Raw genomic sequence first — 25,222 nt, forward strand, 5'->3', positions numbered from 1 at the left:
AACCTCATCCACCGAAGTGGACGGGGTATCAACTTCTGGCGTTGATTTTTGGCACGCTGTTGAGTTCTCAAGGAACGGACGCTTCCTTCGTACTCACCCTCGCGGGTTTTCCTCCGGGCGCTTCCTTCGTTTCCAACTCTACCAGATCATTTCCGCGCCCTGCTTCTCGAAAGTCGCAGTCTGCGGATTTGAATTCGGTGGCCGTTGGGGGCCTGTGCCTTTCGGCGCTCCACCACGTTAGCGCTTTTCCCTTGGGGCTCATAATCGGGCCGTCGGATTCGAATTCGGGCATGCCGAAATCGTCCCCGCCAGGGGCAAGTCGTAGGTAGTGGGTTTCGCCGCTCCGGGGGTCTGCGAACGCAGGGCCCGTTCAAGCGGCTCGGGCTACGTTAGGCGTCCGCCAGGGCCGAGTCAAGTTGAGCGGCGGCGTGGCGCGTGGGCGCGATAAGGGCTGACCGTCGGGTCATGGGTGACCCAGAAGCGGTACGGGTGGTCCGCGCCCGCTCCGCCCACTCCCGTCCGGGGGCCGCTGCTCACCAGGTCGGGTGTGGTGGGCGTACCGGTGAGAAGGGACAGAGGGGAGTCCGGGCCGTCACAGAGGTCGGTGCCGTCCAGGGAGCGGTCGATGTCCAGGGCCGTGGCCAGGCGGGCCGGGCCTTTGGCGAGTTCCCTGTCGTTTCTGGCGGAAAGTCGACGTTTGCGGGCCAGGTCGGCACCCAGGGTGATCTCGCCGGCGCGAATGAGGACGCCGCTCGCGTGGTCGGGCGGTCCGCACACCAGGTTGAGGCTGAACCACATGCCGTAGATGAAGTAGACGTACGCGTGTCCGGGCGGCCCGAACATCGACGCGTTGCGCCGGGTACGGCCGCGGTAGGCGTGGGAGCCCGGGTCGGCCTCCCCCTCGTAGGCCTCCACTTCCGTGATGCGTAGTTCGAGGGGGCCCTCGGATGTGCGCCGGACCAGGGTGCGGCCGAGCAGGTCGGGGGCCACGGTGAGGACCGGGCGGTCGAAGAAGGACCGGGGCAGGGGCGTACGGTCGGGTCGCGCGCTCATCCGGTCGAGCGTACTGGAGGTCGCGCGCTTGCAACCGGGGCCTGGGGTTCCGCGTTTGTAGGGGTAAGCACCAGAAGGTCGGGGTCATGTACCGAAGCCTTCACATCACAAAGCTTCAAGGGGAGTCAGAGCATGGGGTTCAGGAAGCTGTTCGCGGCGCTGGGTGCCGGTGGTGCCTCGGTGGACACCGTCATCACCGAGCCGAACGTCGTTCCGGGCGGGATCGTCCAGGGCGAGGTCCGCATCCAGGGCGGCTCCGTCGAGCAGCGGATCGAGGGGTTGTCGGTCGGGCTCCAGGCGCGGGTCGAGGTGGAGGGCGGCGAGCAGGAGCACAAGCAGGACATCGTCTTCGCGAAGCAGCGGCTGGGCGGCGCGTTCGAGGTGCAGCCGGGTGCGCTGCACGTGGTGCCGTTCGGGCTGGAGATCCCCTGGGAGACGCCGATCACCCATTTCGAGGGACAGCACCTGCGGGGCATGAACATCGGGGTGAGCACGGAGCTGGAGATCGCGCGTGCCGTGGACGCCGGTGACCTGGACCCGATCAACGTGCATCCGGTGCCGGCGCAGCAGGCGATCCTCGACGCGTTCCGTCGGCTCGGGTTCTCGTTCCGCTCGGCGGACATGGAGCGCGGGCACATCCGGGGGACGCGGCAGACGCTGCCCTTCTACCAGGAGATCGAGTTCCTGCCGCCGTCGCAGTACCGGGGGCTGAACCAGGTGGAGCTGACCTTCGTCTCCGACGGGCGCGAGATGGACGTCGTGCTGGAGATGGACAAGAAGCCCGGTCTCTTCACCGAGGGCAGCGACACCTACCGCTGCTTCCAGGTGGGTCTGCACTCGTACGAAGGGACCGACTGGGCGGCGTATCTGAACCAGTGGATCGCCTCCGTGGGTTCGCAGCGCAACTGGTTCTGAGGGATGTCTAGGCTCGGGGCGGTACTGGTAAGCGATCAGGAGGTTCAGTAGTGGCCGAGCAGCGCAGGGCCCCTCTTCCGCACGACTTCCACCCCGAGGTGCACACCTTCTCCGTGGTGAGCGACGACCTGGCTCCCGGCGCGGATCTGGCCGAGGCCCAGGTCCAGTCGGCCGGGAACGTCTCGCCGCACCTGCGGTGGGAGGGGTTTCCGGAGGGGACGAAGAGTTTCGCCGTGACGTGCTTCGACCCGGACGCCCCGACGGGCAGTGGGTTCTGGCACTGGGTGCTCTTCGACATCCCGGCCTCGGTGACCGAGTTGCCGGCCGGTGCGGGCAGCGGGAAGTTCGAGGGACTGCCGGCCGGGGCGGTGCACGTGCGCAACGACTACGGGTCGAAGGACTTCGGCGGGGCCGCCCCGCCGGCCGGCGAGCGGCACCGGTACGTGTTCACCGTGTACGCGGTGGATCAGGAGAAGCTCGGGCCCGGCTCGGACGTCTCGCCGGCGGTCGTCGGGTTCAACCTGAGGTTCCACACGTTGGGCCGTGCCCAGCTGATCGGTGAGTACGAGGCTCCGGCGGGCTGATCGTTTCCCGAGCGTTTGCCCGGTCCTGGTCTAAAGACGGCCAGGACCGGGCATTTTTATTGCGTTGTCCCGCGTGGCGCGCGCGGCCAGAGTGGTTCCGGGCCTTGCCGCCAGGGAGGTCGCGGGCCTGCACACGGGAGGTGGGCGAGATGCGGGACACGCTGGTGCTGAATGCGAGCTTCGAGCCGCTGTCGACGGTGACGTTGAACCGGGCTGTGGTGTTGGTGCTCCAGGACAAGGCCGTGGTGGAACAGTCGCATCCCGAGTTGCGTGTCCGGGCGGCCACCATGGAGCTCCCGATGCCTCGGGTGATCAGGCTCTGCCGGTACGTCCGGGTGCCGTTCCGAAGACATGCTCCGTGGTCGCGGCGGGGGGTGCTGGCCCGTGACCAGCACCGGTGCGCGTACTGCGGGAAGCGTGCGACGACCGTGGACCACGTGCTGCCGCGGGCCCAGGGGGGCGGGGACACCTGGCTGAACACGGTGGCGTCGTGTGCGGAGGACAACCACCGCAAGGCGGCCCGTACTCCGGAGGAGGCGGGGATGCCGCTGCTCCGCAAGCCGTTCGTGCCGTCGCCGGCGGACGCGATGCTGCTCGCCCTGGGCTCCGGCGGGCGTGAGGTCCTGCCGGAGTGGCTGGCGCGTACCGCGTAGTACGTCGGCCGGGTAGGTCGGCGTAGGCGACCCCGCGGCCTGCGTAGGTTCGCTACGTGGTTCAGCGGAGCAGCAGTTGGACGATGGCGATGATGCCGACTGCCACGATGACGGCGCGCAGCGCGGTCGGGGGCAGTCGGCGGCCGACCTTCGCGCCGATCTGGCCGCCGAGGGTGGAGCCGACGGCGATGAGGACCACGGCCGTCCAGTCGAAGTCGGCGACGAAGAGGAAGAACACGGCCGCGATGCCGTTGACGAGGGCGGCGAGGACGTTCTTGACGGCGTTGATCCGTTGCAGGTCGTCGTGGAGCAGCAGGCCCATCAGGCCGAGGTAGAGCACGCCCTGGGCGGCGCCGAAGTAACCGCCGTACGCGCTGGCGAGGAGCATGCCGGTCAGGAGGGCGGGCCCGCCGTCGGGGTGCCCGGTGTCACCGCCCGCGGCCTCTTGGCGCGCGCGCAGGGCGGCGGCGAGGCGGGGCTGGAGGACGACGAGGACGAGGGCCAGTCCGATGAGGACGGGCACGATCGTGTTGAAGGAGTCCGGCGGCAGGGTGAGGAGCAGGATCGCGCCTCCGAGTCCGCCGACGAGGGAGACCGCGCCGAGCCGCAGTACGCGGGAGCGCTGGCCCTTGAGTTCCTTGCGGTAGCCGATGGCGCCGCTGATGGAGCCGGGCACCAGGCCGAGGGTGTTGGACACGTTGGCGGTGACCGGCGGGAGTCCCGTGGCGAGCAGGACGGGGAAGGTGATGAGCGTGCCGGAGCCGACGATGGTGTTGATGGTGCCGGCTCCGACACCTGCGGCGAGGACCGCGAGTGATTCCCAGGTGGACATGGACATTGCCATCCCCTTCGCATGAGTGGGTCGCCTCCCCGCCATCAAGGTCGGGGGGCCTCACTGATCATGCAGGAGGCGATGGGCGGTCAGTCGATGGGGGGCTGTTCGCGGCGGTCCGCGGAGTCCTTGTCGCGGGCGGCGGGGATGCCGCCGCCCTCCTTGCCGGAGTTCTGCGGGTTGAAGCCGGAACCGCCGCCCATGGGGCCGAAGTTGCCCATGGCTCCGGAGAGGCCCTTGAGGGCGTCGCCGATCTCGCTGGGCACGATCCAGAGCTTGTTGGCGTCGCCTTCGGCGATCTTCGGGAGCATCTGGAGGTACTGGTAGGCGAGGAGCTTCTGGTCGGCGTCGCCGGCGTGGATGGACTCGAAGACCGTACGGATGGCCTGGGCCTCGCCCTCGGCCCGCAGGGCGGCCGCCTTGGCGTCACCTTCGGCGCGCAGGATGGAGGACTGCTTCTCGCCTTCGGCGCGCAGGATCTCGGACTGCCGGACACCTTCGGCCTGGAGGATCGCGGCGCGCTTGTCGCGGTCGGCGCGCATCTGCTTCTCCATCGAGTCCTGGATGGAGGTCGGCGGCTCGATCGCCTTGAGTTCGACGCGGTTGACGCGGATGCCCCACTTGCCGGTGGCCTCGTCGAGGACGCCGCGCAGGGCCGCGTTGATCTCCTCGCGGGAGGTGAGGGTCCGCTCCAGGTCCATGCCCCCGATGATGTTGCGCAGGGTGGTGACGGTGAGTTGCTCGATGGCCTGGATGTAGCTGGCGACTTCGTACGTCGCGGCCCGGGCGTCGGTCACCTGGTAGTAGATGACGGTGTCGATGTTGACGACCAGGTTGTCCTGGGTGATGACGGGCTGCGGCGGGAAGGGGACGACCTGTTCACGCAGGTCGATCCGGTTGCGGATCGAGTCGATGAACGGGACGACGATGTTGAGGCCCGCGTTGAGGGTGCGGGTGTAGCGGCCGAACCGCTCGACGATGGCGGCGCTGGCCTGCGGGATCACCTGGATCGTCTTGACCAGTGCGATGAAGACCAGAACCACCAGAATGATCAGGACGATGATGATCGGTTGCATGCGGTTCCCCGTGCCCTTCCGGCTGTCTGTGCTGCCCCGTTGATCGGAGTCTCGCAGACCCGGGGGCCGCGAGTCGGGTGGTTCTCACATGACGACCGCGGTCGCTCCGTCGATGTCCACCACGTCGACGGACTCGCCGGGTTCGAAAACGGTGTCCGAGTCGAGGGTGCGCGCGGACCAGATCTCACCGGCGAGCTTGATGCGGCCGCCACGACCGTCGACGCGTTCGAGGACGACGGCGCTTCTGCCCTTCAACGCGTCGATTCCGCTGAGGTGTTGGGGGCGTTGGTCGCGGTGGCGATTGGCCAGGGGGCGGACGACGGCGATGAGCGCGATCGACACGATCACGAACACCAGGACCTGGGCCACCACTCCCGCGCCGAGCGCGGCCGCCACTGCGGCGAGGGCCGCGCCGACGGCGAACATGCCGAACTCCGGCATCGCCGTGAGGACGAGGGGAATTCCCAGTCCGACCGCGCCGATGAGCCACCACACCCATGCGTCGATGTTGGTCACATGGTCATGGTAGGTCTGGCGGGCGCGGTCGGGACAGGGTGCGTGCGGGCTTCCGGGACGGCCCGGGTCCCGCCTAGCGGAGCGGGAGGCCCTGGGCGGTCCAGCGGTCGCTGTCGTTGCGCTCCACGACCAGCGGGAGACCGAAGCAGAGCGAGAGGTTGCGGGAGGTCAGTTCCAGGTCGATGGGACCGGCGGTGACGACCTTGCCCTGGCGGATCATCAGGACGTGGGTGAAGCCGGGGGCGATCTCCTCGACGTGGTGCGTGACCATGATCATGGAGGGTGCGAGCGGGTCGCGGGCGAGGCGGCCGAGGCGCCGTACGAGGTCCTCGCGGCCACCGAGGTCGAGACCGGCGGCGGGCTCGTCGAGGAGCAGCAGCTCGGGGTCGGTCATCAGGGCGCGGGCGATCAGGGTGCGCTTGCGTTCGCCCTCGGAGAGGGTGCCGAACTTGCGGTCGAGGTAGTCCGTCATGCCGAGGCGGTCGAGGAACGCGCGGGCGCGCTGCTCGTCGATGTCCTCGTACTCCTCCTGCCAGGTGGCCGTCATGCCGTAGGCGGCGGTGAGGACGGTCTCCAGGACGGTCTGGCGCTTGGGGAGCTTGTCGGCCATCGCGATGCCGGCGACCCCGATGCGCGGGCGCAGGTCGAAGACGTTGACCTTGCCGAGGGTGCTGCCGAGGACGGTGGTCTCGCCCGTGGTGGGGAAGAGGTAGCTGGAGGCGACGTTGAGCAGGGTGGTCTTCCCGGCGCCGTTGGGGCCGAGGATCACCCAGCGCTCCCCCTCCTTCACCGACCAGGAGACCTGGTCCACCAGCGCCCGGCCCTCGCGGACCACGGATACGTCCACCAGCTCCAGAACATCGCTCATGAGCGTGTTGTCTCCCCTTGCAGTCTCGGTTCGTCTGTGCACCGGTAGGCGCAGCCCCAGGGGAAAACCTACGCCACTGGCGGAGGGGTCCGGGCGCCAGGCCGGTCCCCGGGCCCGATCCGTAAAGTGGGGGGATGCTTTTCGAACCACGCTCAGGGCGGCTGGCCGCCTGGGGGAACGCGTTGTTGGCCGGTCTGGTCTCGCCCGACGAGGCGGTGCTGTCGATCGTGGGCGAGGACGCCGTGCACCGGGTGGCGGGGCTGCCCGGGGAGTCGGGCCCGGTGGGGCTGACGCTGGCCCTGGGTCGGATGCGGGCGCTGGGGGTGACCGGGTTGCGGGTGGCGCTGCCCGCGCCGGGGCATCCACTGGGGCTCAGTGGGCCGCCCGAGTTCAACGCGCGGGCGTTGGAGGCCGAGGAGGCCGTGGTGGCGGTGGGCGCGGCGATGGGTCTGGTGCCGGAGGTGACCGAGGCGGGGCCGGCCGGGGACGTGCACGTCGAGGTCGTCTGGCGCTGCCTGCCGGTGCGGGAGGCCCCGCCGGCGGACGTGCCGTCGCTCGGTGAGGCGGAGCGGGAGCTCGCGGAGGCGCTGCGCGAGGCGACCCGGGCGCTGACCCGGCTGGATGTGGCGGGGTCGGGGCCGGTGGCGGACGCGGCGCTGTCGGCGTACCGGGCGCGGGCGGAGGCCGGGCGGGACGTTCTGGCGCCGGGGTATCCGGCGCGGGCGGTGCGGGTGCTGTCGCTGGCCCAGCGGGTGGACCTGATGGTGTCGCTGGCCTACGAGAACGGGCACGGGGGCGCGGTGGCCGCCTCGGAGATGGCGGCGCGGGCGGAGGCCCTGCGGCCGGTGGAGCGGGTGGCGCGGCGGGCGCTGGTCGCGGCGTACAACGCGGCGGTGGAGGAGCGGGGGCGGGACTGAGGGGTCGGGGCCGGACGCACCGCGGCCCCGCTTCCGGGGAGATGGGGAAGCGGGGCCGGTGGGGCGGGAGGGGTCAGGCGTTGACGCCCGTGTTGCCGAAGGCGGGGTTCAGCAGGCCGATCACGGTGATCGAGTTGCCCACCACGTTGACGGGGACGTTCACGGGTGCCTGGACCAGGTTCCCCGAGGCCACGCCCGGCGAGTTCTGGGCCTCGCCCGCCGCCGACGCACCGCCGTGCGCCGAGGAGACACCGGCGCCGGCGGCCAGGAGGCCGCCCGCGATCATGGTGACGGCAGTGGCCTTCTTGAAGTTCTTCACGTTTCTTCTTTCCTCCAGTACGTCCCGCCGCGGCCGGCCGCCGCGGCATGCCTGGAGAACGGCCTCTCCCCCCGCCTGGATACGCCATGTGGGCGACATACACCCGACCGTATGAATCTCACACCGGAGGCGAACCGGGTCGGGGGGCGACCCTAGGCGTCCACGATCCCGTGCCTGACCGCCCACAGGGCGGCCTGGGTGCGGTCGGATAGGTCCAGTTTCATCAGGATGTTCGAGACGTGCGTCTTGACCGTCTTCTCGGAGAGGACGAGCGCGCGGGCGATCTCCCGGTTCGCACGGCCGTCCGCGATGAGGGAGAGGACCTCCCGCTCCCGGTCGGTCAGCGCGCCGGCGCGGGAAGGGGACGACGGTTGGCCTTCCTGCGCGAGCAGGGCCTCGGCGACCTCCGGCTGGAGCAGGACGTGGCCGGCGTGGACGGAGCGGATGGCCCCCGCCAGGGCGTCGGGGTCGATGTCCTTGTAGAGGTATCCGGCGGCCCCGGCCCGCAGGGCGGGGACCACCGTCCGTTGTTCCGTGAAGCTGGTGACGACCAGGACCCGGGCGGGGTTCGCGAGGTCGCGCAGCCGCCGCAGGGCTTCGATCCCGTCGGTGCCCGGCATCTTGACGTCCATCAGGATCACGTCGGGGCGCAGCTCCTCCGCGCGGGCGATGCCCTCCTCGCCGTCCGCGGCCTCGCCGACGACCTCGATGTCCTCCTGTACTTCCAGGAAGGTGCGCAGGCCCCGCCGGACCACCTGGTGGTCGTCGACCAGCAGGACGCGGATGGGTGTGTCAGCCACCGGGGACCTCCATCTCGATCGTGGTGCCCGCACCGGGCTCGGAGCGGACGTCGAGCCGGCCTCCGACCCCGCCGGCCCGGTCCCGCATGGAGACGAGGCCGAGGTGGCGGCCGGCGGTGCGGACGGCGTCGGGCGAGAAGCCGCGGCCGTTGTCCCGTACGGCCAGCAGCGCGCCGGCGGCGTGCCGGGTCAGGGCGACCTCGACGCGGTCGGCGCCCGAGTGGCGCAGGGCGTTGTGCAGGGCTTCCTGGGCGACGCGCAGGAGGGCTTCCTCCTGGGTCGCGGGGAGGGCCCGTATCCCGTCGCAGGTGAAGGTGACGTGTGCGGTGTGGGCGCGGTCCAGGACGCGGACGTGATCGCGCAGGGTCGCGGCGAGCCCGTCCTCGTCCAGGGCGGCGGGGCGGAGCTCGGTGACGGCGGCGCGCAGTTCGTCGGCGGCCTCGGCCGCGAGGGCGGCGACCTGCTGGAGTTCGTCCTTGGCCCGGGCGGGGTCGCGGTCCACGAGGGTGGCGGCGGCCTGGGCGGTGAGGCGCAGGGAGAACAGCTTCTGGCTGACGGCGTCGTGCAGCTCGTGGGCGAGGCGGGAGCGCTCCTCGGCGATGGTGAGCTCTCGGCTGCGTTCGTAGAGGCGGGCGTTGGTGAGGGCGATCGCGGCGTGCTGCGCGAGGAGGGAGAGGAGTTCCTCGTCCTCGTCGGTGAATCCGCGGGTGCCGGGCCCTCCGACGTCGTCCGCGCCGCCCGTGTCGCCGGTGTGGCGCTTGTTCGCGAGGAAGAGGGCGCCGAGGGTCTCCTCGCCGTCGCGGATGGGCATGCCGAGGAAGTCCGACATCTCCGGGTGGGCGGGGGGCCAGCCGCCGAAGCGCGGGTCCTCGCGCACGTCGGCGAGTCGCTCGGCCCCCTCGTCATGGAGCATCGCCGCGAGGATGCCGTGCTGGCGGGGCAGCGGGCCGATCCTTCGCCACTGTTCCTCGCTGACGCCGTCCACGACGAACTGGGCGAAGCCGCCGTGGTCGTCGGGGACGCCCAGGGCCGCGTATTCGGCGTCCAGGAGCTCTCGCGCGGAGACGACGATCGTCCGCAGGACGTCGTGGACCTCCAGGCGGCGGCTCATGGCCAGCAGCGCGGTACTGACGGCGGCCAGTCCGGTGCAGGGTCCGTTGGGGTGCATGGGCTCACCGTACCGGCGGCTCTGACCTGCGGGATCGGTCCTCGGGCGTAGGTCGCGGGGCCCGGTCCGGGCGCGCGCCGACCGCCGGCGGGCGGCGCATACGGGTCGAGTACGGGGGTATGGGGGCCCGCACGGCCTCCGGGCCTCCGGGCCTCCGGGCCTCCGGGAGGTCAGGAAGTCGGGCGGGTGCTCGCCGGGGTCGGCTCGGTCTCGGGGACGAGGCGGGGGGCCTTCGGCTGCGACCTGAGGATGACACCCCTCACCGAATGCATTGCAACGGCAACGCACGGTGAGACCGTTACCCGCCCGATGTGAGCCCGGGCATAGGACGCAGGTCACTTACGAAGCTGCGTAGTACGTCCGTAGGGACTGTGTCAGCACTGGTGCACCTAGCTCCGATGCCCGAAAACAGGCCTGATCGGGCAGACGTGATCCACTAAGCGGGATCGTACGTCACACCTTTGCCATGCCTTTTTGCCACCGCTAAGAATGTCGACGTCGCACAGCGCCGCGGTCCCCACGGGCCCCCGGCGCTTTCCTGCGGCCCCCGCTATTCGAAGAGGTTGCTCACGCATGTCCGAGACCAGCACCCCCGGCCACAGCCTTCGTCTGACCAAGGCCCAGAAGCTCTCCTTCGCCGGCATCGCCACCCTCGGTGCCGCCGCGCTCGCCTTCTCCCTCGTTCCGGCCAACGCCGCCGAGAAGAGCGGGACGACGGTCGCCCTCGCCCCCGTGGCGTGGACGAAGGTCGTGGACGGCGCCCAGACGAAGACCGTGCAGGCGCACCTCGGCACGCAGTTCGCCATAGCCGACAAGAACGCGAAGGCCAAGGCAGCCGCCGCCGCGAAGAAGGCGCGCGAGGCGAAGGCCGCCGCCAGCCGTTCCGCGGTCCGCACCCCGGTGTTCGCGAACAACCTGGACGGCTGGATCAAGCAGGCCCTGTCCATCATGAAGCGCGAGGGCATCCCGGGCACCTACGCCGGTATCCACCGCAACATCATGCGTGAGTCCAGCGGTAACCCGCGCGCGATCAACAACTGGGACATCAACGCCCAGAACGGCATCCCGTCCAAGGGTCTCCTCCAGGTCATCCAGCCGACCTTCGCCGCCTACCACGTCAAGGGCACGAAGTTCGACCTCTACGACCCGGTCGCGAACATCGTCGCCGCCTGCAACTACGCGGCCGACCGCTACGGCTCGATGGACAACGTCAACAGCGCCTACTAGGCCTCTGGCGGCGGAGCAGCCCCCCATGCGCCTCAGGGCGGCCCCCGGTTCTCCGGGTGCCGCCCTGAGGCGTTTTCCACGGGCTCCACGAGGAGGACCCGCCGGCGCTAGTTGCCGGCGCGCATGACCTCGGGCTCGTGGCGGCGCAGCAGGCGCTGCACGGCGAAGCCGCACGCGATGCCGATGAGCAGCAGGATGGTGATGTCCAGGCTCCACTGGCCGATCGAGTGGTCCCACAGCGGGTCCGTGTTGAGCGGGTTGTCGTGGTCCCACGGCGGCATGAGCTGTCCGAGGTTCAGCGTCGTGCCGGCGGCGGCGATGGCCCAGCGGGACGGCATCAGCCAGGCGACCTGCTCCAGGCCGATCGAGTCGTAGACCTTGAAGAGGATGCCGGTGAAGACGACCTGGACGATCGCGAACATGACCAGCAGCGGCATGGTCTTCTCGGCGGTCTTCACCAGCGAGGAGATGACGAGGCCGAACATCATCGAGGTGAAGCCGAGCGCGGTGACGGACAGGCACAGCTCGACGGCCGGCGGCATGAGCAGGCCCTCGGTGGGCAGGTCGCGCGGGGTGAAGCCGATCACGCAGATGATCACGCCCTGGATGGCCGTGATGACACCGAGGACGATCACCTTCGACATCAGGTACGCGGACCGGGACAGGCCGGTCGCGCGTTCCCGCTCGTAGATGACGCGTTCCTTGATCAGTTCACGGACCGAGTTGGCGGCGCCGGAGAAGCACATGCCGACACAGAGGATCAGCATGATCGTGCCCGCGTCGCCGTTGAAGCGCGACGGCGGCTTGGGCGGCGCGAGGCCGAAGCTCGCCGGGATGACCGTGGAGACCACGCCCAGCACCGCCGGCAGGATCAGCATCAGACCGATGAAGCCCTTGTCGGAGGCGATCACCGCGCAGTAGCGGCGGATCAGCGTCCACAGCTGCGAGCCCCAGCCCTGCGGCTTGGTCGGGCGCATCTGCTGCGCGGGCGGCATGGCGACGGACTGCGGCGCCACGGCGTCGATGTCGGCGGCGTACAGCTGGTAGTGCTGCGAGCCCTTCCAGCGGCCGGCCCAGTCGTAGTCGCGGAAGTTCTCGAAGGCGGAGAACACGTCGGCCCAGGTGGAGTAGCCGAAGAAGTTCAGCGCCTCGGCGGGCGGGCCGAAGTACGCGACCGAGCCGCCCGGCGCCATGACCAGGAGCTTGTCGCAGATGGACAGCTCGGCGACCGAGTGGGTGACGACGAGGACCGTGCGGCCGTCGTCGGCGAGGCCGCGCAGGAGCTGCATGACATCGCGGTCCATGCCCGGGTCGAGGCCGGAGGTGGGCTCGTCCAGGAAGATCAGGGACGGCTTGGTGAGCAGCTCCAGGGCGACGGACACGCGCTTGCGCTGACCACCCGAGAGCGAGGTGATCTTCTTGTCCTTGTGGATGTCGAGCTTGAGTTCGCGCAGTACCTCGTCGATGCGGGCCGCGCGCTCGGACTCGGCGGTGTCGCCGGGGAAGCGGAGCTTGGCAGCGTACTTGAGGGCCGTGCTGACCTTGAGTTCCTTGTGCAGGATGTCGTCCTGCGGGACCAGGCCGATGCGCTGGCGGAGCTCCGCGAACTGCTTGTACAGGTTGCGGTTGTCGTAGAGGACGTCGCCCTCGTTGGCGGGCCGGTAGCCGGTCAGCGCCTTGAGCAGGGTCGACTTTCCGGAGCCGGAGGGGCCGATGACGCCGATGAGCGACTTCTCCGGGACGCCGAAGGTGACGTCCTTGAGGATCTGCTTGCCGCCGTCGACGGTCACGGTGAGGTGGCGGGCCGAGAAGGAGACCTCGCCGGTGTCGACGAACTCCTCCAGCCGGTCCCCGACGATCCGGAACGTCGAGTGGCCGACGCCGACGACGTCGTTCGGGCCTAGCTGCGCCGTGCCGGACTTGGGCAGCGGCTGGCCGTTGACATAGGTGCCGTTGTGGCTGCCGAGGTCGTGGATCTCGAAACGGCCTCCGGTGGAGCGGAACTCCGCGTGGTGGCGCGAGACTTGGAGGTCCGAGACGACGAGCTCGTTCTCCAGGGCGCGGCCGATGCGCATGACGCGGCCGACGGCGATCTGGTGGAAGGTCGTCGGGCTGCGGTCGCTGTAGCCGGGGGTCGCTCCCTGCGCGGGCGGGGCGCCGCCGCCCTGCTGCTGCTGCGGGAAGTGCGCCTGCGCCGGCTGCTGCTGTGCCTGCTGCTGCGGGAAGTGCTGCGGCGCCTGCTGCTGGGGCGCGGCCTGCTGCTGCCAGGCCTGCTGCTGGGGCTGCTGGGGCGGGGCGTCGTACGCGGGGACCTGCCCCTGGTACGCGGGCGCCGCCGCGGCCGCCGCGACGGCGCCGCTCGGATTCAGCCGCGGCCCGTCGGTCGCGTTGCCGAGGTGTACCGGCGTACCGGGCACGAGTTCGGTCTGCTGGACCCGACTCCCGTGCACGTAGGTGCCGTTGGTGCTGCCGTGGTCCTCAAGGCTCCAACCACGGCCGTTCCAGGTGATGGTGGCGTGCCGCCACGACACCCGGGCGTCATCGATCACCATGTCCCCCTGGGGATCGCGCCCCAGCGAGTACGACCTGGACGGATCGAGCGTCCAGGTCCTGCCATTCAATTCCAGTACGAGTTCCGGCACTCCAGCCCCACTTAAGTCCCCCGAGAATCCCCCTGGCGTCAGGGAGTCCGACGTCAGGGAGTCTAGGGATGGCGAACATCCGGGGGAACTATTTCAGGCCCGGGCCCACATGTGGAATCGGGGCCTTGTCCAGCCCCCGCGTAGGGGAGCAGACCCGGTCGAAAGCCACCCGGGGAGCCCCGTGCGCGAGGACGCACCGGGACACTCCGACGCCACGCCCGGATGGCGCGCGGGCGAACGTACGGGGAAGCTTGTGACCGCTGGGTGGGACGGGGGTCCTGGTCCGGGAGTGGTCAAGATACGGTGAGAGGACCATGAGCGCTTCGCAGACCTCCGACGTCCCCACCCTCCTCGTCAAGATCTTCGGCAAGGACCGTCCCGGGATCACCGCCGGGCTGTTCGACACCCTCGCCGCCTACTCCGTCGACGTGGTCGACATCGAGCAGGTCGTCACCCGGGGCCGCATCGTCCTGTGCGCCCTCGTCACCATGCCCGTCGGCGGCACGGAGGGCGAGCTGCGGGCCACCGTCCACAGTTGGGCCGAGTCGCTCAAGATGCAGGCCGAGATCCTCTCCGGCACCGGTGACAACCGGCCGCGCGGCAGTGGCCGCTCGCACGTGACCGTGCTGGGCCACCCGCTGACCGCCGAGTCGACGGCGGCCATAGCGTCCAGGATCACCGGCACGGGCGGCAACATCGACCGCATCTTCCGCTTGGCGAAATATCCGGTGACGGCCGTGGAATTCGCCGTCTCCGGAGCCGCGACGGAGCCGCTGCGGACCGCGCTGGCGACCGCCGCCGCCCAGATCGGCGTCGACGTGGCGGTGGTGTCCGCGGGGCTGCACCGCCGGGCGCAGCGCCTGGTCGTGATGGACGTGGACTCGACCCTGATCCAGGACGAGGTCATCGAGCTGTTCGCGGCGCACGCCGGCTGTGAGGCCGAGGTCGCCGAGGTCACCGAACGGGCGATGCGCGGTGAACTGGACTTCGAGCAGTCGCTGCACGCGCGGGTCGCGCTGCTCGCTGGCCTGGACGCCTCCGTCGTGGACAAGGTGCGCGCCGAGGTGCGCCTCACCCCGGGTGCCCGGACCTTGATCCGGACGCTCAAGATGCTGGGCTACCAGGTCGGGGTGGTCTCGGGAGGCTTCACCCAGGTCACGGACGACCTCCGGGAGCGGCTCGGCCTGGACTTCGCCTCGGCGAACGAGTTGGAGATCGTCGACGGGAAGCTGACGGGCCGCGTCACGGGCGAAATCGTGGACCGTGCGGGCAAGGCCCGGCTGCTGCGCCGCTTCGCGGCGGAGGCGGGCGTGCCGCTGGCGCAGACCGTGGCGATCGGCGACGGCGCCAACGACCTGGACATGCTGAACGCGGCCGGGCTGGGCGTCGCCTTCAACGCCAAGCCGGTGGTCCGCGAGGCCGCGGACACGGCGGTGAACGTGCCGTTCCTGGACGCGGTGCTGTACCTGCTCGGCATCACCCGCGAGGAAGTTGAGGCCGCGGACCTGGCCTGACGGGCCCGTTCGAGGCGGAGGCGGAGCTGTGGGAGGCGCGCGACGCGGCGCCGCCCGTGGGGTGTCCGGGGCGCTGAGCAGCACGTCGTGAGGCTCGGGCCTCGGACGAGGCGGCCGGGCCTCACGACGCTATGGCTTTATGGCGTCACGGCGTCACGGGACGGTCGTCCGGTATCGGTGGTCCGTGTGGCGGTCGTCCGGGCCTCAGTGGTCCGAGGGGGTCCAGAAGTCCAGCAGGGTGCCCACACCGTGCTCCACGGACTTCCAGGTGCCGGTGAAGGAGACGACGGCGAGGGCCGCGGTCGGGAATCCGCTGCGGCTCATCCGCTGGAGCGTGTCGCCCTGGGCCGTTCCGGACAGCGCGTCGGCGAGGGCGTGCATCCCGGGGTTGTGGCCGATGACCAGGAGGTCGGCCACCTCGTCCGGGGTCTCGTTCAGCAGGGCGATGAGCCGGCCCAGCGAGGCGTCGTAGAGCCGCTCCTCGTACGTGGTCCTCGGCCGGTGCGGCAGTGCCTGGACGGCGAGCTTCCAGGTCTCGCGGGTCCGGGCGGCGGTCGAGCAGAGGGCCAGGTCGAAGCCGATGCCGGTCTGGGCCAGCTTCCGACCGGCCGCCGGTGCGTCGTGTCGGCCGCGTTCCGCCAGCGGGCGTTCGTGGTCTGTGCCGTCCGACCATTCGGCCTTGGCGTGCCGGAGGAGGACGATCCTGCGGGGTGTGTCGGCGCTCATGGAGCCCAGCTTCGCATGAAACGAGCCATGGGGCGCGGGGTGTTGAGGGGGTCGACAACAGGGCACGGCGCCCCCTTGCGCCCCCTGCGCGCCCCGGCGTGCGCCGGTCAGCCGACGGCGCGCCACAGCTGTGCGGTGACGTGGACCAGGGAGGGGCCCTCGCCGCTCGCGGCGTGTGCCTCGCCCGATCCGGCGAGGAGCAGCAGCAGGAAGCAGAAGGCGAGCGCGGGCAAGGCCAGCGCCCACCAGTGCAGCCGGGCGTCGGCGCCCGTACCGGCGGGCAGGGTGCGACGGCGGGTGGCGGACGGGGTGTGCGTGGGGGCCGACATGGCCGCCTCCGTGGGTGTGCTGGTGGGACTGGCTCGCGATGTCGAATCTATTGATCCGGCGCCGCGGCTCCCATCCGGGGCACACCCCAGATCACCCTGAGCCTGACCCCCTAGGGGTCCGGGGGTTGTCCCTACCCCGTACCCCGCGGAGGCGGGGGGTCAGGGGGAGGCGATCGTGGCGATGACGGCGATGACGACGGTCACGACGAGCATCGCGCCGAGCACGAGGCCGAGCTTCCGGTGGCCGTTCTGGGGGTTCGGTTCGAGTACGGGCGACATGCCGCTCAGTCTCCCATGCCGCATTCGCCCTCGATCGTGCGGTCCCGTCCGGCGAGCACGCCGAGCACGATCTGCGGGACCAGCAGCCCCGCCATGAGGGCCAGGGGCAGGTCCCAGCCCCCGCTGTGCTGGTAGAGCGCGCCGATGAGCAGCGGACCGGGGATGGAGATCAGGTAGCCGGTGCTCTGGGCGAAGGCCGAGAGCTTGACGACCCCGGCGGGCGACTTCGCCCGCAGTCCGATCATCGTGATGACGAGCGGGAAGGCGCAGTTGGAGACGCCGAGCATGAGCGCCCAGGCCCAGGCGCCGCCGGCCGGGGCGAGCCAGAGGCCGGCGTACCCGAGGAAGCCGAAGAGGCCGAGGACGACGGCGATGGGGCCCTGGTGGCGCATCCGGCCGGCGAGGCGCGGGATCACGAAGGCGAGCGGGACGCCCATGAACATGGTGACGGCGAGCAGCAGACCGGCCGTGGAGGCGGAGACACCGGCGTCGCGGAAGATCTGCGCGAGCCAGCCCATGGTGACGTAGGCGCCGGTGGCCTGGAGGCCGAAGTAGCAGGCCAGGGCCCAGGCGGTGCGGCTGCGCACGACGCGCGGACCGGTGTCGGGGGTCGTCGCGGCGGGGGCGGCGTCCCGGGCACGGCGGGCCGCCGCGGCGATGGGCAGCCAGGGCAGGACGGCGGCCAGGGCGAGGACGGCCCAGATCAGCAGTCCGGTGCGCCAGCTGCCGCCGAGGGCGGAGGTGAGGGGGACGGTCGTGGCGGCGGCGAGGGAGGTGCCGGCGGCCAGGGCCATGGAGTAGAGGCCGGTCATGGTGCCGACGCGGTCCGGGAACCAGCGCTTGATGATCACCGGGAGCAGCACGTTGGTCAGGGCTATGCCGGCCAGGGACAGCGCGCTCGCGGCGAGGAACCCGGCGGCGTTGTCGGCGAAGGGACGGATCAGCAGGCCCGCGGCGACGGCGGCCATGCCGGCGCAGACGACGGCGGCGGGTCCGAAGCGGCGGGAGAGCCGGGGCGCGGTGACGCCGAAGACCGCGAAACACAGGGCGGGGACCGAGGTGATCAGTCCGGCGACTGTGCCGCTCATCCCGAGCCCGGTACGGGTCTCCTCGAAGAGGGAGCCGAGGCTTGTGATGGCGGGCCGCAGGTTGAGGGCGGCGAACACGATGCCGACGATGAGCAGGGGACCGAGCCAGGCGGGCTCCGGGGTGGCGGAGGCGGTGCGGGGCCGCGGCGGGGCCGTTCGGGCGATCTGGGGCCGGTTCACGGTCTGGACTTCATCCTCGGACATTGCTCCATCATAGAATCATGGGATGATTGGTTGTCCACCCCGGCGCGCATGCTTCGCGTCCCACGTCCCGAGAGGACCCCGACCGCAATGCCGCTGACCTCGCCCCGGCGATCCGCGCTCGTCGACCAGGTGATCGCCCAGCTCAGGAACCAGATCACCTCCGGTGAGTGGCCCGTGGGCGCGCGCATCCCCACCGAACCCGAGCTGGTCGAGCTGCTGGGTGTGGCCCGCAACACGGTCCGGGAGGCCGTCCGGGCCCTGGCCCACAACGGTCTCCTCGACATCCGGCAGGGTTCGGGTACGTACGTACTGGCGACCAGCGAGCTGGCCGGGGTGATGCACCGGCGCTTCGCCTCGGCCGACCCCCGGCACATCGCGGAGCTGCGCTCGACGCTGGAGTCCTCGGCGGCCCGGCTGGCGGCGGAGCGCCGCACGGAGCGGGACCTCGCCCAACTGGAGGCACTGCTGGCCCGGCGCGAGGAGGCCTGGCGGAGCGGGGACGCGGAGCTGTTCGTCGCGGCGGACGTCAGCCTCCACATGGCGGTGGTGACGGCCTCGCACAACGAGGTACTGGTCGGCCTGTACGCGGACCTGGGCGACCTGGTGGCGGATTGGCTTCGGACGGACGTCGGCCCGGAACTGAGTCCGCAGACGCACCTGGACCACGCCCGGCTGATCGAGGCGATCCGGCGCGGGGACGGGGACACGGCCGCGTCGGAGGCCGCGGGCTACCCGTTCGCCTGCCGTCGTGAGCGGCAACCGTCGGATCAGCCGGGTTCGTGACTCACCCAGGCCGAGCGGACCTCCTTCCAGCACCGGCCGCTCAGCTCGACCCGGCCGGCCGGCCCCACGGCGACGGCCGCGCCGTCCCCGTCGATGTCCCACCACCGGTCGCACTCGATGTGCAGCCGGACCAGGTCGGTCCGGGGGAAGCTGTTGTGGCAGTACGCCGTCACCTGTGAGGCGTCGATCACGGTGTCGCAGTCCGCGCCGAACAGCTCCCGGGCGGGCGGCTCGGACGGCACGGGCGGCTCGGCGGGGATCTCGGCCGGGTCCACGACGGCCGGGTCCCCGGCGCTCGGGCCGCCGGCGCTCGGGCCGCCCGCCTCCGGCGCGCTCCCCCCGCTCGCGGGCCGCGCGACGGCCCCGGGGACCAGGAGGGCGACCAGGGCCACCGAGGTGACCAGCAGTGACACCGCTCGGCTCTGCCTCGCGCCCACGCCCGTACCTCCTCCCCGAAAGCCAGGGAAGATCCCGGCCCGGTCAGTTTGCAGGCATACGTCCTGGTTTTCGACTCGGGAAGATCCGGTCAGAGGACGAACATCCACTCGCCCCGCGCCGCCCACCCCCCGCGAAACCCGCGCCCCCGGCCCCGAAACGGCCGGTGGCCGCGCCTCCCGGAAGGGAAGCGCGGCCACCGCCGTACGGACGTAACGGGCTCGACTCGCGGGGTCAGGCACCCATGGCGTGCAGGCCGCCGTCCACGTGGACGATCTCGCCCGTCGTCTTCGGGAACCAGTCGGACAGCAGGGCCACGATGGCCCGGCCCGTCGGCTCCGGGTCGCTCATGTCCCACTCCAGCATGGAGCGCGAGTTCCACACCTCCGCCAGGTCGGAGAAGCCCGGGATGGACTTCGCGGCCATCGAGCCGATCGGACCGGCCGAGACCAGGTTGCAGCGGATGTTCTCCTTGCCCAGGTCGCGGGCCAGGTAGCGGCTGGTGGCCTCCAGCGCGGCCTTGGCCGGGCCCATCCAGTCGTACTGCGGCCAGGCGAACTGCGCGTCGAAGGTCAGGCCGACGACGGCCGCGCCCTCGTGCGGGAACAGCGGCTTGCACGCCATGGTGAGCGACTTCAGCGAGAACGCCGAGACGTGCATGGCGGTGGCGACCGACTCGAACGGGGTGTTCAGGAAGTTGCCGCCCAGGGCGTCCTGCGGCGCGAAGCCGATGGAGTGGACGACGCCGTCCAGGCCGCCGAGCTCGTCGCGGACGAGCTGCTCCAGGCGGGCCAGGTGCTCCTCGTTGGTGACGTCGAGCTCGATCACCTTCGCGGGCTTCGGCAGCTTGCGGGCGATGCGCTCGGTCAGCGTCGGCCGCGGGAAGGCGGTCAGGATGACCTCGGCGCCCTGCTCCTGGGCCAGCTTCGCGGCGTGGAAGGCGATGGACGATTCCATCAGCACTCCCGTGATGAGGATGCGCTTGCCCTCGAGAATTCCACTCATGGTGATCAGTGACCCATGCCCAATCCGCCGTCTACGGGAATGACGGCTCCGGTGATGTACGCGGCGTTGTCCGACGCCAGGAAGCTCACGACCGACGCGATCTCCTCGGGCTGCGCGTAGCGGCCGAGGGGCACCTGCTGCATGATCACCGCGCGCTGCTCGTCGGTGAGCACCTTCGTCATGTCGGTGTCCACGAAACCGGGGGCGACGACGTTGAAGGTGATGTTGCGGGAGCCGAGCTCACGGGCGAGCGAGCGGGCGAAGCCCACCAGGGCGGCCTTCGAGGCGGCGTAGTTGGCCTGGCCGGCCGCGCCGAGCAGGCCGACGACCGAGGAGATCAGGACGACGCGGCCCTTCTTGGCGCGCAGCATCCCGCGGTTGGCCCGCTTGACGACCCGGAAGGTGCCGGTGAGGTTCGTGTCGACGACCGACGCGAAGTCCTCCTCGGACATCCGCATGAGCAGCGTGTCCTTGGTGATGCCGGCGTTGGCCACCAGCACCTCGACCGCGCCGTGCTTGTCCTCGATCTCCTTGTAGGCCTGCTCCACCTGCTCCGAGTCGGTGATGTCACAGCGGACCGCGAGGACACCCAGGGAGATAAGCTCCTGCGGCGGCTCGCCGGACCGGTACGTGATCGCGACCTTGTCGCCCGCCTCCACGAAGACTCGGGCGATGGCGAGGCCGATGCCCCGGTTTCCTCCGGTGACGAGAACCGAGCGGCTCAACGGATCACCCTTTCGCTTAGCTGTGTGATGGGCAAAAACCTATCGGTCCGGGCCTGCATAAGCAGAATCGGGGCCCGACAGGGCCTTGCCGCAGCCTCTGTGGAGTCTCTACAGAAAGAAGTGTGCACAACGGCCCCGGGCGCGACATGATCGGGGCGACCGGCCCCGACCCCGGGAGGAATTCCGTGCCCCATTCCATCGACGCGGCCTTCACCGCGCTGCCCTTGCGGGCGCTGGCCGACGCGGCGCTCGCGCGGGCACGCGCGCTGGGCTCCGACCACGCCGACTTCCGGTTGGAGCGGATTCGCAGCGCCTCGTGGCGGTTGCGGGACGCCAAGCCCTCCGGGACGTCCGACACCACCGACCTCGGCTACGCGGTGCGCGTGGTGCACGGTGGCAGCTGGGGCTTCGCGTCCGGCGTGGACCTGACCATGGACGGCGCCGCCAAGGTGGCCTCGCAGGCCGTGGCGATGGCCAAGCTGTCGGCGCAGGTGTCGAAGGCGGCGGGTTCCGACGAGAGGGTCGAACTGGCCGCCGAGCCGGTGCACGCCGACCGGACCTGGATCTCCGCCTACGACGTGAACCCCTTCGACGTGCCGGACGCGGAGAAGGCGGCGCTGCTGGCGGAGTGGAGCGCGCGGCTGCTGGCGGCCGACGGCGTGACGCACGTCGACGCCTCGCTGCTCGCCGTCCACGAGAACAAGTTCTACGCCGACACCGCCGGCACCTCCACCACCCAGCAGCGGGTACGCGTCCACCCGCAGCTCACGGCGGTCGCCGTCGATGCATCCACCGGCGAGTTCGACTCGATGCGCACCATCGCCCCGCCGGCCGGGCGCGGCTGGGAGTACCTGACGGGCACCGGCTGGGACTGGGACTCCGAGCTGGAACAGATCCCGGGACTGCTCGCCGAGAAGATGCGGGCGCCGAGCGTGGAGGCCGGCCGCTACGACCTCGTCGTGGACCCGTCCAACCTGTGGCTGACCATCCACGAGTCCATCGGGCACGCCACCGAGCTGGACCGGGCCCTGGGGTACGAGGCGGCGTACGCGGGTACCTCCTTCGCCACCTTCGACCGGCTGGGCGAGCTGAAGTACGGGTCGTCGATCATGAACGTGACCGGTGACCGCACGGCGGAGCACGGTCTGGCCACCGTCGGTTACGACGACGAGGGGGTGCAGGCGCAGAGCTGGGACCTGGTCAAGGACGGGACCCTGGTCGGCTACCAGCTGGACCGCCGGATCGCGAAGCTGACCGGGCTCGGGCGCTCCAACGGCTGCGCCTTCGCCGATTCGCCGGGGCACGTGCCGGTGCAGCGGATGGCGAACGTGTCGCTGCGGCCCGATCCGGGCGGCCTGTCCACCGAGGACCTGATCGGCGGGGTGGAGCGCGGCATCTACGTGGTCGGCGACCGCTCCTGGTCGATCGACATGCAGCGCTACAACTTCCAGTTCACCGGGCAGCGGTTCTTCCGCATCGAGAACGGCCGGCTGGCGGGGCAGCTGCGCGACGTGGCGTACCAGGCGACGACAACCGAGTTCTGGGGCTCGATGGAGAAGGTCGGCGGCCCCCAGACGTACGTGCTGGGCGGCGCCTTCAACTGCGGCAAGGCGCAGCCGGGACAGGTCGCGGCCGTGTCCCACGGCTGCCCGTCCGCGCTGTTCCGTGACGTGAACATCCTGAACACGACCCAGGAGGCCGGACGCTGATGTCGGTTCGTACCAAGCCCCACGAGATCGTCGAGCGGGCCCTGGACCTCTCCACCGCCGACGGGTGCGTCGTCATCGCGGACGAGCAGTCGACGGCCAACCTGCGCTGGGCGGGCAACGCGCTCACCACCAACGGCGTCACCCGCGGCCGGAACCTGACGGTCATCGCCACGGTCGACGGCAGGGAGGGCACGGCCTCGGGGGTCGTGTCGAGGTCCGCCGTCACCGCGGACGACCTGGAGCCGCTGGTGCGGGCCGCCGAGGCGGCCGCGCGGAACGCGGCACCGGCGGAGGACGCCCAGCCCCTGATCACCGGCACCCCGGCCTCGCCGGACTTCACCGATGCCCCGGCCGAGACCTCCTCGGCGGTGTTCACGGACTTCGCCCCCGCCCTCGGCGAGGCCTTCGCCCGGGCCCGCGCGGGCGGCCGGGAGCTGTACGGCTTCGCCAACCACGAGCTGGTCTCCACCTACGTCGGCACCTCCACCGGGCTGCGGCTGCGACATGACCAGCCGAACGGCACGCTGGAGCTGAACGCGAAGTCCCCGGACCGGCAACGCTCGGCCTGGGCCGGCCGGGCCACGCGGGACTTCAAGGACGTGGACCCGACCGCGCTGGACGCCGAGCTCGCCGTGCGCCTGGGTTGGGCGGAGCGCCGCTTCGACCTGCCGGCCGGGCGGTACGAGACCCTGCTGCCGCCGACGGCCGTGGCGGACCTGCTGATCTACCAGATGTGGTCGGCCTCGGCCCGGGACGCGGTGGAGGGCCGGACGGTCTTCTCCAAGCCCGGCGGCGGCACCCGGATCGGCGACAGGCTGTCCCGGCTGCCGCTGACGCTGCGCAGCGACCCGAACGCGCCGGGCCTGGAGTCCGCGCCGTTCGTGATCGCGCACAGCTCCGGCGACGACGCCTCGGTGTTCGACAACGGCCTGCCGGTCCCGGCGACGGAGTGGATCGGCGGCGGCGAGCTCGCCCGGCTGACGACGACCCGGCACAGCGCGGAGCTGACCGGGCTCCCGCTCTCCCCCGGCTTCGGGAACCTGATCCTGGAGGGGGGCGGCGAGAAGTCCCTGGAGGAGATGGTGGCGGGCACCGGCCACCGGGGGCGCGGTCTGCTGCTGACCTGCCTCTGGTACATCCGCGAGGTGGACCCGGCGACGCTGCTGCTCACCGGCCTGACCCGGGACGGCGTGTACCTGGTGGAGAACGGCGAGGTCATCGGCGAGGTCAACAACTTCCGGTTCAACGAGTCCCCCGTGGACCTGCTGTCGCGGGCCACGGAGGCCGGTCGGACCGAGAAGACCCTGCCGCGCGAGTGGAGCGACTGGTTCACCCGCACCGCGATGCCGGCCCTGCGCATCCCGGACTTCAACATGAGCTCGGTCAGCAAGGGCGTCTGAGCTGCCCGGCGCCGCGCGACGAGGGCGTCCGAGGGGTCCGCTCCGCCCGCCTAGACTGGCGGGGAAACCCCTCAGCACCTCTTTCATCTCGTTATCTCGTTCAAGGAGAGTCACGACCGTGACGGACATCGTCGACGAACTGAAGTGGCGCGGGCTGTTCGCCCAGTCCACCGACGAAGAAGCGCTGCGCAAGGCGTTCGCGGACGGTCCTGTCACGTTCTATTGCGGATTCGACCCGACGGCGGCCTCGCTGCACGTGGGCCACCTGGTGCAGGTGCTCACGGTCCGCCGGCTCCAGCAGGCCGGTCACCGGCCGCTGGCGCTGGTCGGTGGGGCCACCGGCCAGATCGGCGACCCGCGTCCGACCGCCGAGCGCACCCTGAACGACCCGGAGACGGTCGCGAACTGGGTGACGCGGCTGCGTACGCAGATCGAGCCGTTCCTCTCCTTCGAGGGCGAGAACGCGGCGGTCATGGTGAACAACCTGGACTGGACGGCGGGGCTGTCCGCCATCGAGTTCCTGCGGGACATCGGCAAGCACTTCCGCGTCAACAAGATGCTGACGAAGGACTCCGTGGCCCGCCGGCTGGAGTCCCAGGAGGGCATCAGCTACACCGAGTTCAGCTACCAGCTGCTCCAGGGCATGGACTTCCTGGAGCTGTACCGGCGCTACGGCTGCACCCTCCAGCAGGGCGGCTCGGACCAGTGGGGCAACCTGGTGGCCGGTCTCGACCTGATCCACAAGCTGGAGCCGCAGGCCCAGGCCCACGCGCTGGCCACGCCGCTGATGGTCAAGGCGGACGGTACGAAGTTCGGCAAGACCGAGGGCGGGGCCGTGTGGCTCGACCCGGAGATGACCACCCCGTACGCGTTCTACCAGTTCTGGCTGAACGTGGACGACCGGGACGTCTCCGGCTACATGCGCATCCTCTCCTTCAAGTCCCGCGAGGAGCTGGAGGAGCTGGAGAAGCAGACCGCCGAGCGACCGCAGGCGCGCGCCGCGCAGCGGGCACTGGCGGAGGAGCTGACGACTCTGGTGCACGGCGCCGACCAGTGCGCCGCCGTGATCGCCGCCTCGAAGGCGCTGTTCGGCCAGGGCGAGCTGGCGGACCTGGACCCGGCGACGCTGGCCGCCGCCCTGTCGGAGCTGCCGCACGTCCGGGTCGCGGAGCTCCCCCCGGTCGTGGACCTGTTCGCGGAGACGGGCCTGGTCGCGAGCAAGTCGGCGGGCCGCCGGACCGTGAAGGAGGGCGGCGCCTACGTGAACAACGTGAAGGTGACCGCCGAGGACGCGACGGCGGCCCCCGAGGACCTGCTGCACGGTCGCTGGCTCGTGCTGCGCCGCGGGAAGAAGAACCTGGCGGCGGTGGAGGTCACCGGCTGACCCTCGGTGTGCGCGAAGGGGCCGGTCCGGACGTCCGTCCGGACCGGCCCCTTCGTCGCGTGCCCTGGGGG

General features: G+C 70.9%; 26 protein-coding genes. 10 read left to right on the forward strand and 16 right to left on the reverse strand.

Annotation, left to right across the window (positions count from 1 at the left end; all coding sequences use genetic code 11):
- Positions 1-411: 411 nt before the first annotated feature.
- On the reverse strand, positions 412-1,053 hold the full coding sequence (locus tag E6R62_RS28095; protein ID WP_136216284.1) for a DNA-3-methyladenine glycosylase: 642 nt from the start codon (positions 1,051-1,053) through the stop codon (positions 412-414).
- 132 nt (positions 1,054-1,185) lie between these two features.
- Here E6R62_RS28095 and E6R62_RS28100 point away from each other — a divergent pair, with 132 nt between their 5' ends.
- The 3 genes from E6R62_RS28100 to E6R62_RS28110 all read left to right on the forward strand — a co-directional run bounded on the left by E6R62_RS28100 (position 1,186) and on the right by E6R62_RS28110 (position 3,205).
- Positions 1,186-1,968: a sporulation protein gene (locus tag E6R62_RS28100; RefSeq protein WP_136216285.1), complete on the forward strand. Its 783-nt coding sequence runs from the start codon at positions 1,186-1,188 to the stop codon at positions 1,966-1,968.
- 50 nt (positions 1,969-2,018) lie between these two features.
- On the forward strand, positions 2,019-2,552 hold the full coding sequence (locus E6R62_RS28105; RefSeq protein ID WP_136216286.1) for a YbhB/YbcL family Raf kinase inhibitor-like protein: 534 nt from the start codon (positions 2,019-2,021) through the stop codon (positions 2,550-2,552).
- A gap of 149 nt (positions 2,553-2,701) precedes the next feature.
- Entirely contained in the window at positions 2,702-3,205 is a 504-nt protein-coding gene (locus E6R62_RS28110; RefSeq protein WP_136216287.1) for an HNH endonuclease, read from the forward strand.
- A gap of 61 nt (positions 3,206-3,266) precedes the next feature.
- Here E6R62_RS28110 and E6R62_RS28115 read toward each other — a convergent pair whose 3' ends face one another.
- From E6R62_RS28115 to E6R62_RS28130, 4 genes are all read right to left on the reverse strand, one after another.
- On the reverse strand, positions 3,267-4,037 hold the full coding sequence (locus E6R62_RS28115; protein ID WP_136216350.1) for a sulfite exporter TauE/SafE family protein: 771 nt from the start codon (positions 4,035-4,037) through the stop codon (positions 3,267-3,269).
- Between the two features lie 89 nt (positions 4,038-4,126).
- Positions 4,127-5,113, reverse strand: coding sequence for an SPFH domain-containing protein (locus tag E6R62_RS28120; protein WP_136216288.1), 987 nt, complete (start codon positions 5,111-5,113; stop codon positions 4,127-4,129).
- An 84-nt stretch (positions 5,114-5,197) separates the two neighbouring features.
- A complete protein-coding gene (locus E6R62_RS28125; protein ID WP_136216289.1) occupies positions 5,198-5,629 on the reverse strand; it encodes an NfeD family protein in 432 nt (143 codons plus the stop codon).
- A 73-nt stretch (positions 5,630-5,702) separates the two neighbouring features.
- Positions 5,703-6,497: an ABC transporter ATP-binding protein gene (locus E6R62_RS28130; RefSeq protein WP_136216290.1), complete on the reverse strand. Its 795-nt coding sequence runs from the start codon at positions 6,495-6,497 to the stop codon at positions 5,703-5,705.
- Between the two features lie 134 nt (positions 6,498-6,631).
- Here E6R62_RS28130 and E6R62_RS28135 point away from each other — a divergent pair, with 134 nt between their 5' ends.
- Positions 6,632-7,414, forward strand: coding sequence for a hypothetical protein (locus E6R62_RS28135; RefSeq protein ID WP_136216291.1), 783 nt, complete (start codon positions 6,632-6,634; stop codon positions 7,412-7,414).
- Positions 7,415-7,487: 73 nt separating this feature from the next.
- On the opposite strand, the gene E6R62_RS28140 is transcribed toward E6R62_RS28135, so the two are convergent.
- From E6R62_RS28140 to E6R62_RS28150, 3 genes are all read right to left on the reverse strand, one after another.
- Entirely contained in the window at positions 7,488-7,733 is a 246-nt protein-coding gene (locus E6R62_RS28140) for a chaplin (protein WP_136216351.1), read from the reverse strand.
- Positions 7,734-7,885: 152 nt separating this feature from the next.
- A complete protein-coding gene (locus E6R62_RS28145; protein ID WP_136216292.1) occupies positions 7,886-8,533 on the reverse strand; it encodes a response regulator transcription factor in 648 nt (215 codons plus the stop codon).
- Positions 8,526-9,701: a GAF domain-containing sensor histidine kinase gene (locus tag E6R62_RS28150; protein WP_136216293.1), complete on the reverse strand. Its 1,176-nt coding sequence runs from the start codon at positions 9,699-9,701 to the stop codon at positions 8,526-8,528. The genes E6R62_RS28145 and E6R62_RS28150 overlap by 8 nt, the downstream gene beginning before the upstream one ends.
- A gap of 573 nt (positions 9,702-10,274) precedes the next feature.
- Between E6R62_RS28150 and E6R62_RS28155 the strand changes: the two genes are divergently transcribed.
- Positions 10,275-10,928, forward strand: coding sequence for a transglycosylase SLT domain-containing protein (locus E6R62_RS28155; RefSeq protein ID WP_136216294.1), 654 nt, complete (start codon positions 10,275-10,277; stop codon positions 10,926-10,928).
- 107 nt (positions 10,929-11,035) lie between these two features.
- Here E6R62_RS28155 and E6R62_RS28160 read toward each other — a convergent pair whose 3' ends face one another.
- Positions 11,036-13,570, reverse strand: coding sequence for an FHA domain-containing protein (locus tag E6R62_RS28160; RefSeq protein ID WP_136216295.1), 2,535 nt, complete (start codon positions 13,568-13,570; stop codon positions 11,036-11,038).
- A 314-nt stretch (positions 13,571-13,884) separates the two neighbouring features.
- Between E6R62_RS28160 and serB the strand changes: the two genes are divergently transcribed.
- Entirely contained in the window at positions 13,885-15,084 is a 1,200-nt protein-coding gene (serB, locus tag E6R62_RS28165; protein ID WP_136216296.1) for a phosphoserine phosphatase SerB, read from the forward strand.
- Positions 15,085-15,288: 204 nt separating this feature from the next.
- On the opposite strand, the gene E6R62_RS28170 is transcribed toward serB, so the two are convergent.
- The 4 genes from E6R62_RS28170 to E6R62_RS28180 form a co-directional block, all read right to left on the reverse strand.
- Positions 15,289-15,810, reverse strand: coding sequence for a histidine phosphatase family protein (locus E6R62_RS28170; protein ID WP_136216297.1), 522 nt, complete (start codon positions 15,808-15,810; stop codon positions 15,289-15,291).
- Positions 15,811-15,917: 107 nt separating this feature from the next.
- A complete protein-coding gene (locus tag E6R62_RS28175; RefSeq protein WP_136216298.1) occupies positions 15,918-16,139 on the reverse strand; it encodes a hypothetical protein in 222 nt (73 codons plus the stop codon).
- A 159-nt stretch (positions 16,140-16,298) separates the two neighbouring features.
- The gene (locus E6R62_RS41890) at positions 16,299-16,418 is read right to left on the reverse strand and encodes an SGM_5486 family transporter-associated protein (protein WP_276615666.1); all 120 of its coding nucleotides are present in this window, start codon (positions 16,416-16,418) and stop codon (positions 16,299-16,301) included.
- Positions 16,419-16,423: 5 nt separating this feature from the next.
- Positions 16,424-17,710: an MFS transporter gene (locus E6R62_RS28180; RefSeq protein ID WP_136216299.1), complete on the reverse strand. Its 1,287-nt coding sequence runs from the start codon at positions 17,708-17,710 to the stop codon at positions 16,424-16,426.
- An 87-nt stretch (positions 17,711-17,797) separates the two neighbouring features.
- Between E6R62_RS28180 and E6R62_RS28185 the strand changes: the two genes are divergently transcribed.
- Positions 17,798-18,493 carry a FadR/GntR family transcriptional regulator gene (locus E6R62_RS28185; RefSeq protein ID WP_136216300.1) on the forward strand — a complete coding sequence of 232 codons (696 nt, stop codon included), beginning with the start codon at positions 17,798-17,800 and terminating at the stop codon, positions 18,491-18,493.
- On the opposite strand, the gene E6R62_RS40340 is transcribed toward E6R62_RS28185, so the two are convergent.
- The 3 genes from E6R62_RS40340 to fabG all read right to left on the reverse strand — a co-directional run bounded on the left by E6R62_RS40340 (position 18,478) and on the right by fabG (position 20,658).
- Positions 18,478-18,930, reverse strand: coding sequence for a hypothetical protein (locus E6R62_RS40340; protein WP_206308868.1), 453 nt, complete (start codon positions 18,928-18,930; stop codon positions 18,478-18,480). The two genes, E6R62_RS28185 and E6R62_RS40340, sit on opposite strands and share 16 nt — an antisense overlap.
- Positions 18,931-19,162: 232 nt before the next feature.
- Positions 19,163-19,933, reverse strand: coding sequence for an enoyl-ACP reductase FabI (fabI, locus tag E6R62_RS28195; protein WP_136216301.1), 771 nt, complete (start codon positions 19,931-19,933; stop codon positions 19,163-19,165).
- 5 nt (positions 19,934-19,938) lie between these two features.
- Positions 19,939-20,658: a 3-oxoacyl-[acyl-carrier-protein] reductase gene (fabG, locus tag E6R62_RS28200; RefSeq protein WP_136216302.1), complete on the reverse strand. Its 720-nt coding sequence runs from the start codon at positions 20,656-20,658 to the stop codon at positions 19,939-19,941.
- A gap of 185 nt (positions 20,659-20,843) precedes the next feature.
- Here fabG and E6R62_RS28205 point away from each other — a divergent pair, with 185 nt between their 5' ends.
- From E6R62_RS28205 to tyrS, 3 genes are all read left to right on the forward strand, one after another.
- The gene (locus tag E6R62_RS28205) at positions 20,844-22,367 is read left to right on the forward strand and encodes a TldD/PmbA family protein (RefSeq protein ID WP_136216303.1); all 1,524 of its coding nucleotides are present in this window, start codon (positions 20,844-20,846) and stop codon (positions 22,365-22,367) included.
- Positions 22,367-23,767: a metallopeptidase TldD-related protein gene (locus E6R62_RS28210; RefSeq protein ID WP_136216304.1), complete on the forward strand. Its 1,401-nt coding sequence runs from the start codon at positions 22,367-22,369 to the stop codon at positions 23,765-23,767. The genes E6R62_RS28205 and E6R62_RS28210 overlap by 1 nt, the downstream gene beginning before the upstream one ends.
- Positions 23,768-23,885: 118 nt before the next feature.
- On the forward strand, positions 23,886-25,151 hold the full coding sequence (tyrS, locus tag E6R62_RS28215) for a tyrosine--tRNA ligase (RefSeq protein WP_136216305.1): 1,266 nt from the start codon (positions 23,886-23,888) through the stop codon (positions 25,149-25,151).
- Positions 25,152-25,222 lie beyond the last annotated feature (71 nt).

This window comes from Streptomyces sp. A1136, assembly GCF_004795055.1.
In the GTDB taxonomy this organism is placed as follows: Bacteria; Actinomycetota; Actinomycetes; order Streptomycetales; family Streptomycetaceae; genus Streptomyces.

Bases quoted from the DNA above. Each gene is read 5' to 3' on its own strand.
- E6R62_RS28095 (WP_136216284.1), bottom strand. From the start codon at position 1,053: ATGAGCGCGCGACCCGACCGTACGCCCCTGCCCCGGTCCTTCTTCGAC.
- E6R62_RS28100 (WP_136216285.1), top strand. From the start codon at position 1,186: ATGGGGTTCAGGAAGCTGTTCGCGGCGCTGGGTGCCGGTGGTGCCTCG.
- E6R62_RS28110 (WP_136216287.1), top strand. From the start codon at position 2,702: ATGCGGGACACGCTGGTGCTGAATGCGAGCTTCGAGCCGCTGTCGACG.
- E6R62_RS28115 (WP_136216350.1), bottom strand. From the start codon at position 4,037: ATGTCCACCTGGGAATCACTCGCGGTCCTCGCCGCAGGTGTCGGAGCC.
- E6R62_RS28120 (WP_136216288.1), bottom strand. From the start codon at position 5,113: ATGCAACCGATCATCATCGTCCTGATCATTCTGGTGGTTCTGGTCTTC.
- E6R62_RS28130 (WP_136216290.1), bottom strand. From the start codon at position 6,497: ATGAGCGATGTTCTGGAGCTGGTGGACGTATCCGTGGTCCGCGAGGGC.
- E6R62_RS28135 (WP_136216291.1), top strand. From the start codon at position 6,632: ATGCTTTTCGAACCACGCTCAGGGCGGCTGGCCGCCTGGGGGAACGCG.
- E6R62_RS28150 (WP_136216293.1), bottom strand. From the start codon at position 9,701: ATGCACCCCAACGGACCCTGCACCGGACTGGCCGCCGTCAGTACCGCG.
- E6R62_RS28155 (WP_136216294.1), top strand. From the start codon at position 10,275: ATGTCCGAGACCAGCACCCCCGGCCACAGCCTTCGTCTGACCAAGGCC.
- serB (WP_136216296.1), top strand. From the start codon at position 13,885: ATGAGCGCTTCGCAGACCTCCGACGTCCCCACCCTCCTCGTCAAGATC.
- E6R62_RS28170 (WP_136216297.1), bottom strand. From the start codon at position 15,810: ATGAGCGCCGACACACCCCGCAGGATCGTCCTCCTCCGGCACGCCAAG.
- E6R62_RS28175 (WP_136216298.1), bottom strand. From the start codon at position 16,139: ATGTCGGCCCCCACGCACACCCCGTCCGCCACCCGCCGTCGCACCCTG.
- E6R62_RS41890 (WP_276615666.1), bottom strand. From the start codon at position 16,418: ATGTCGCCCGTACTCGAACCGAACCCCCAGAACGGCCACCGGAAGCTC.
- E6R62_RS28180 (WP_136216299.1), bottom strand. From the start codon at position 17,710: ATGTCCGAGGATGAAGTCCAGACCGTGAACCGGCCCCAGATCGCCCGA.
- E6R62_RS28185 (WP_136216300.1), top strand. From the start codon at position 17,798: ATGCCGCTGACCTCGCCCCGGCGATCCGCGCTCGTCGACCAGGTGATC.
- fabI (WP_136216301.1), bottom strand. From the start codon at position 19,933: ATGAGTGGAATTCTCGAGGGCAAGCGCATCCTCATCACGGGAGTGCTG.
- E6R62_RS28210 (WP_136216304.1), top strand. From the start codon at position 22,367: ATGTCGGTTCGTACCAAGCCCCACGAGATCGTCGAGCGGGCCCTGGAC.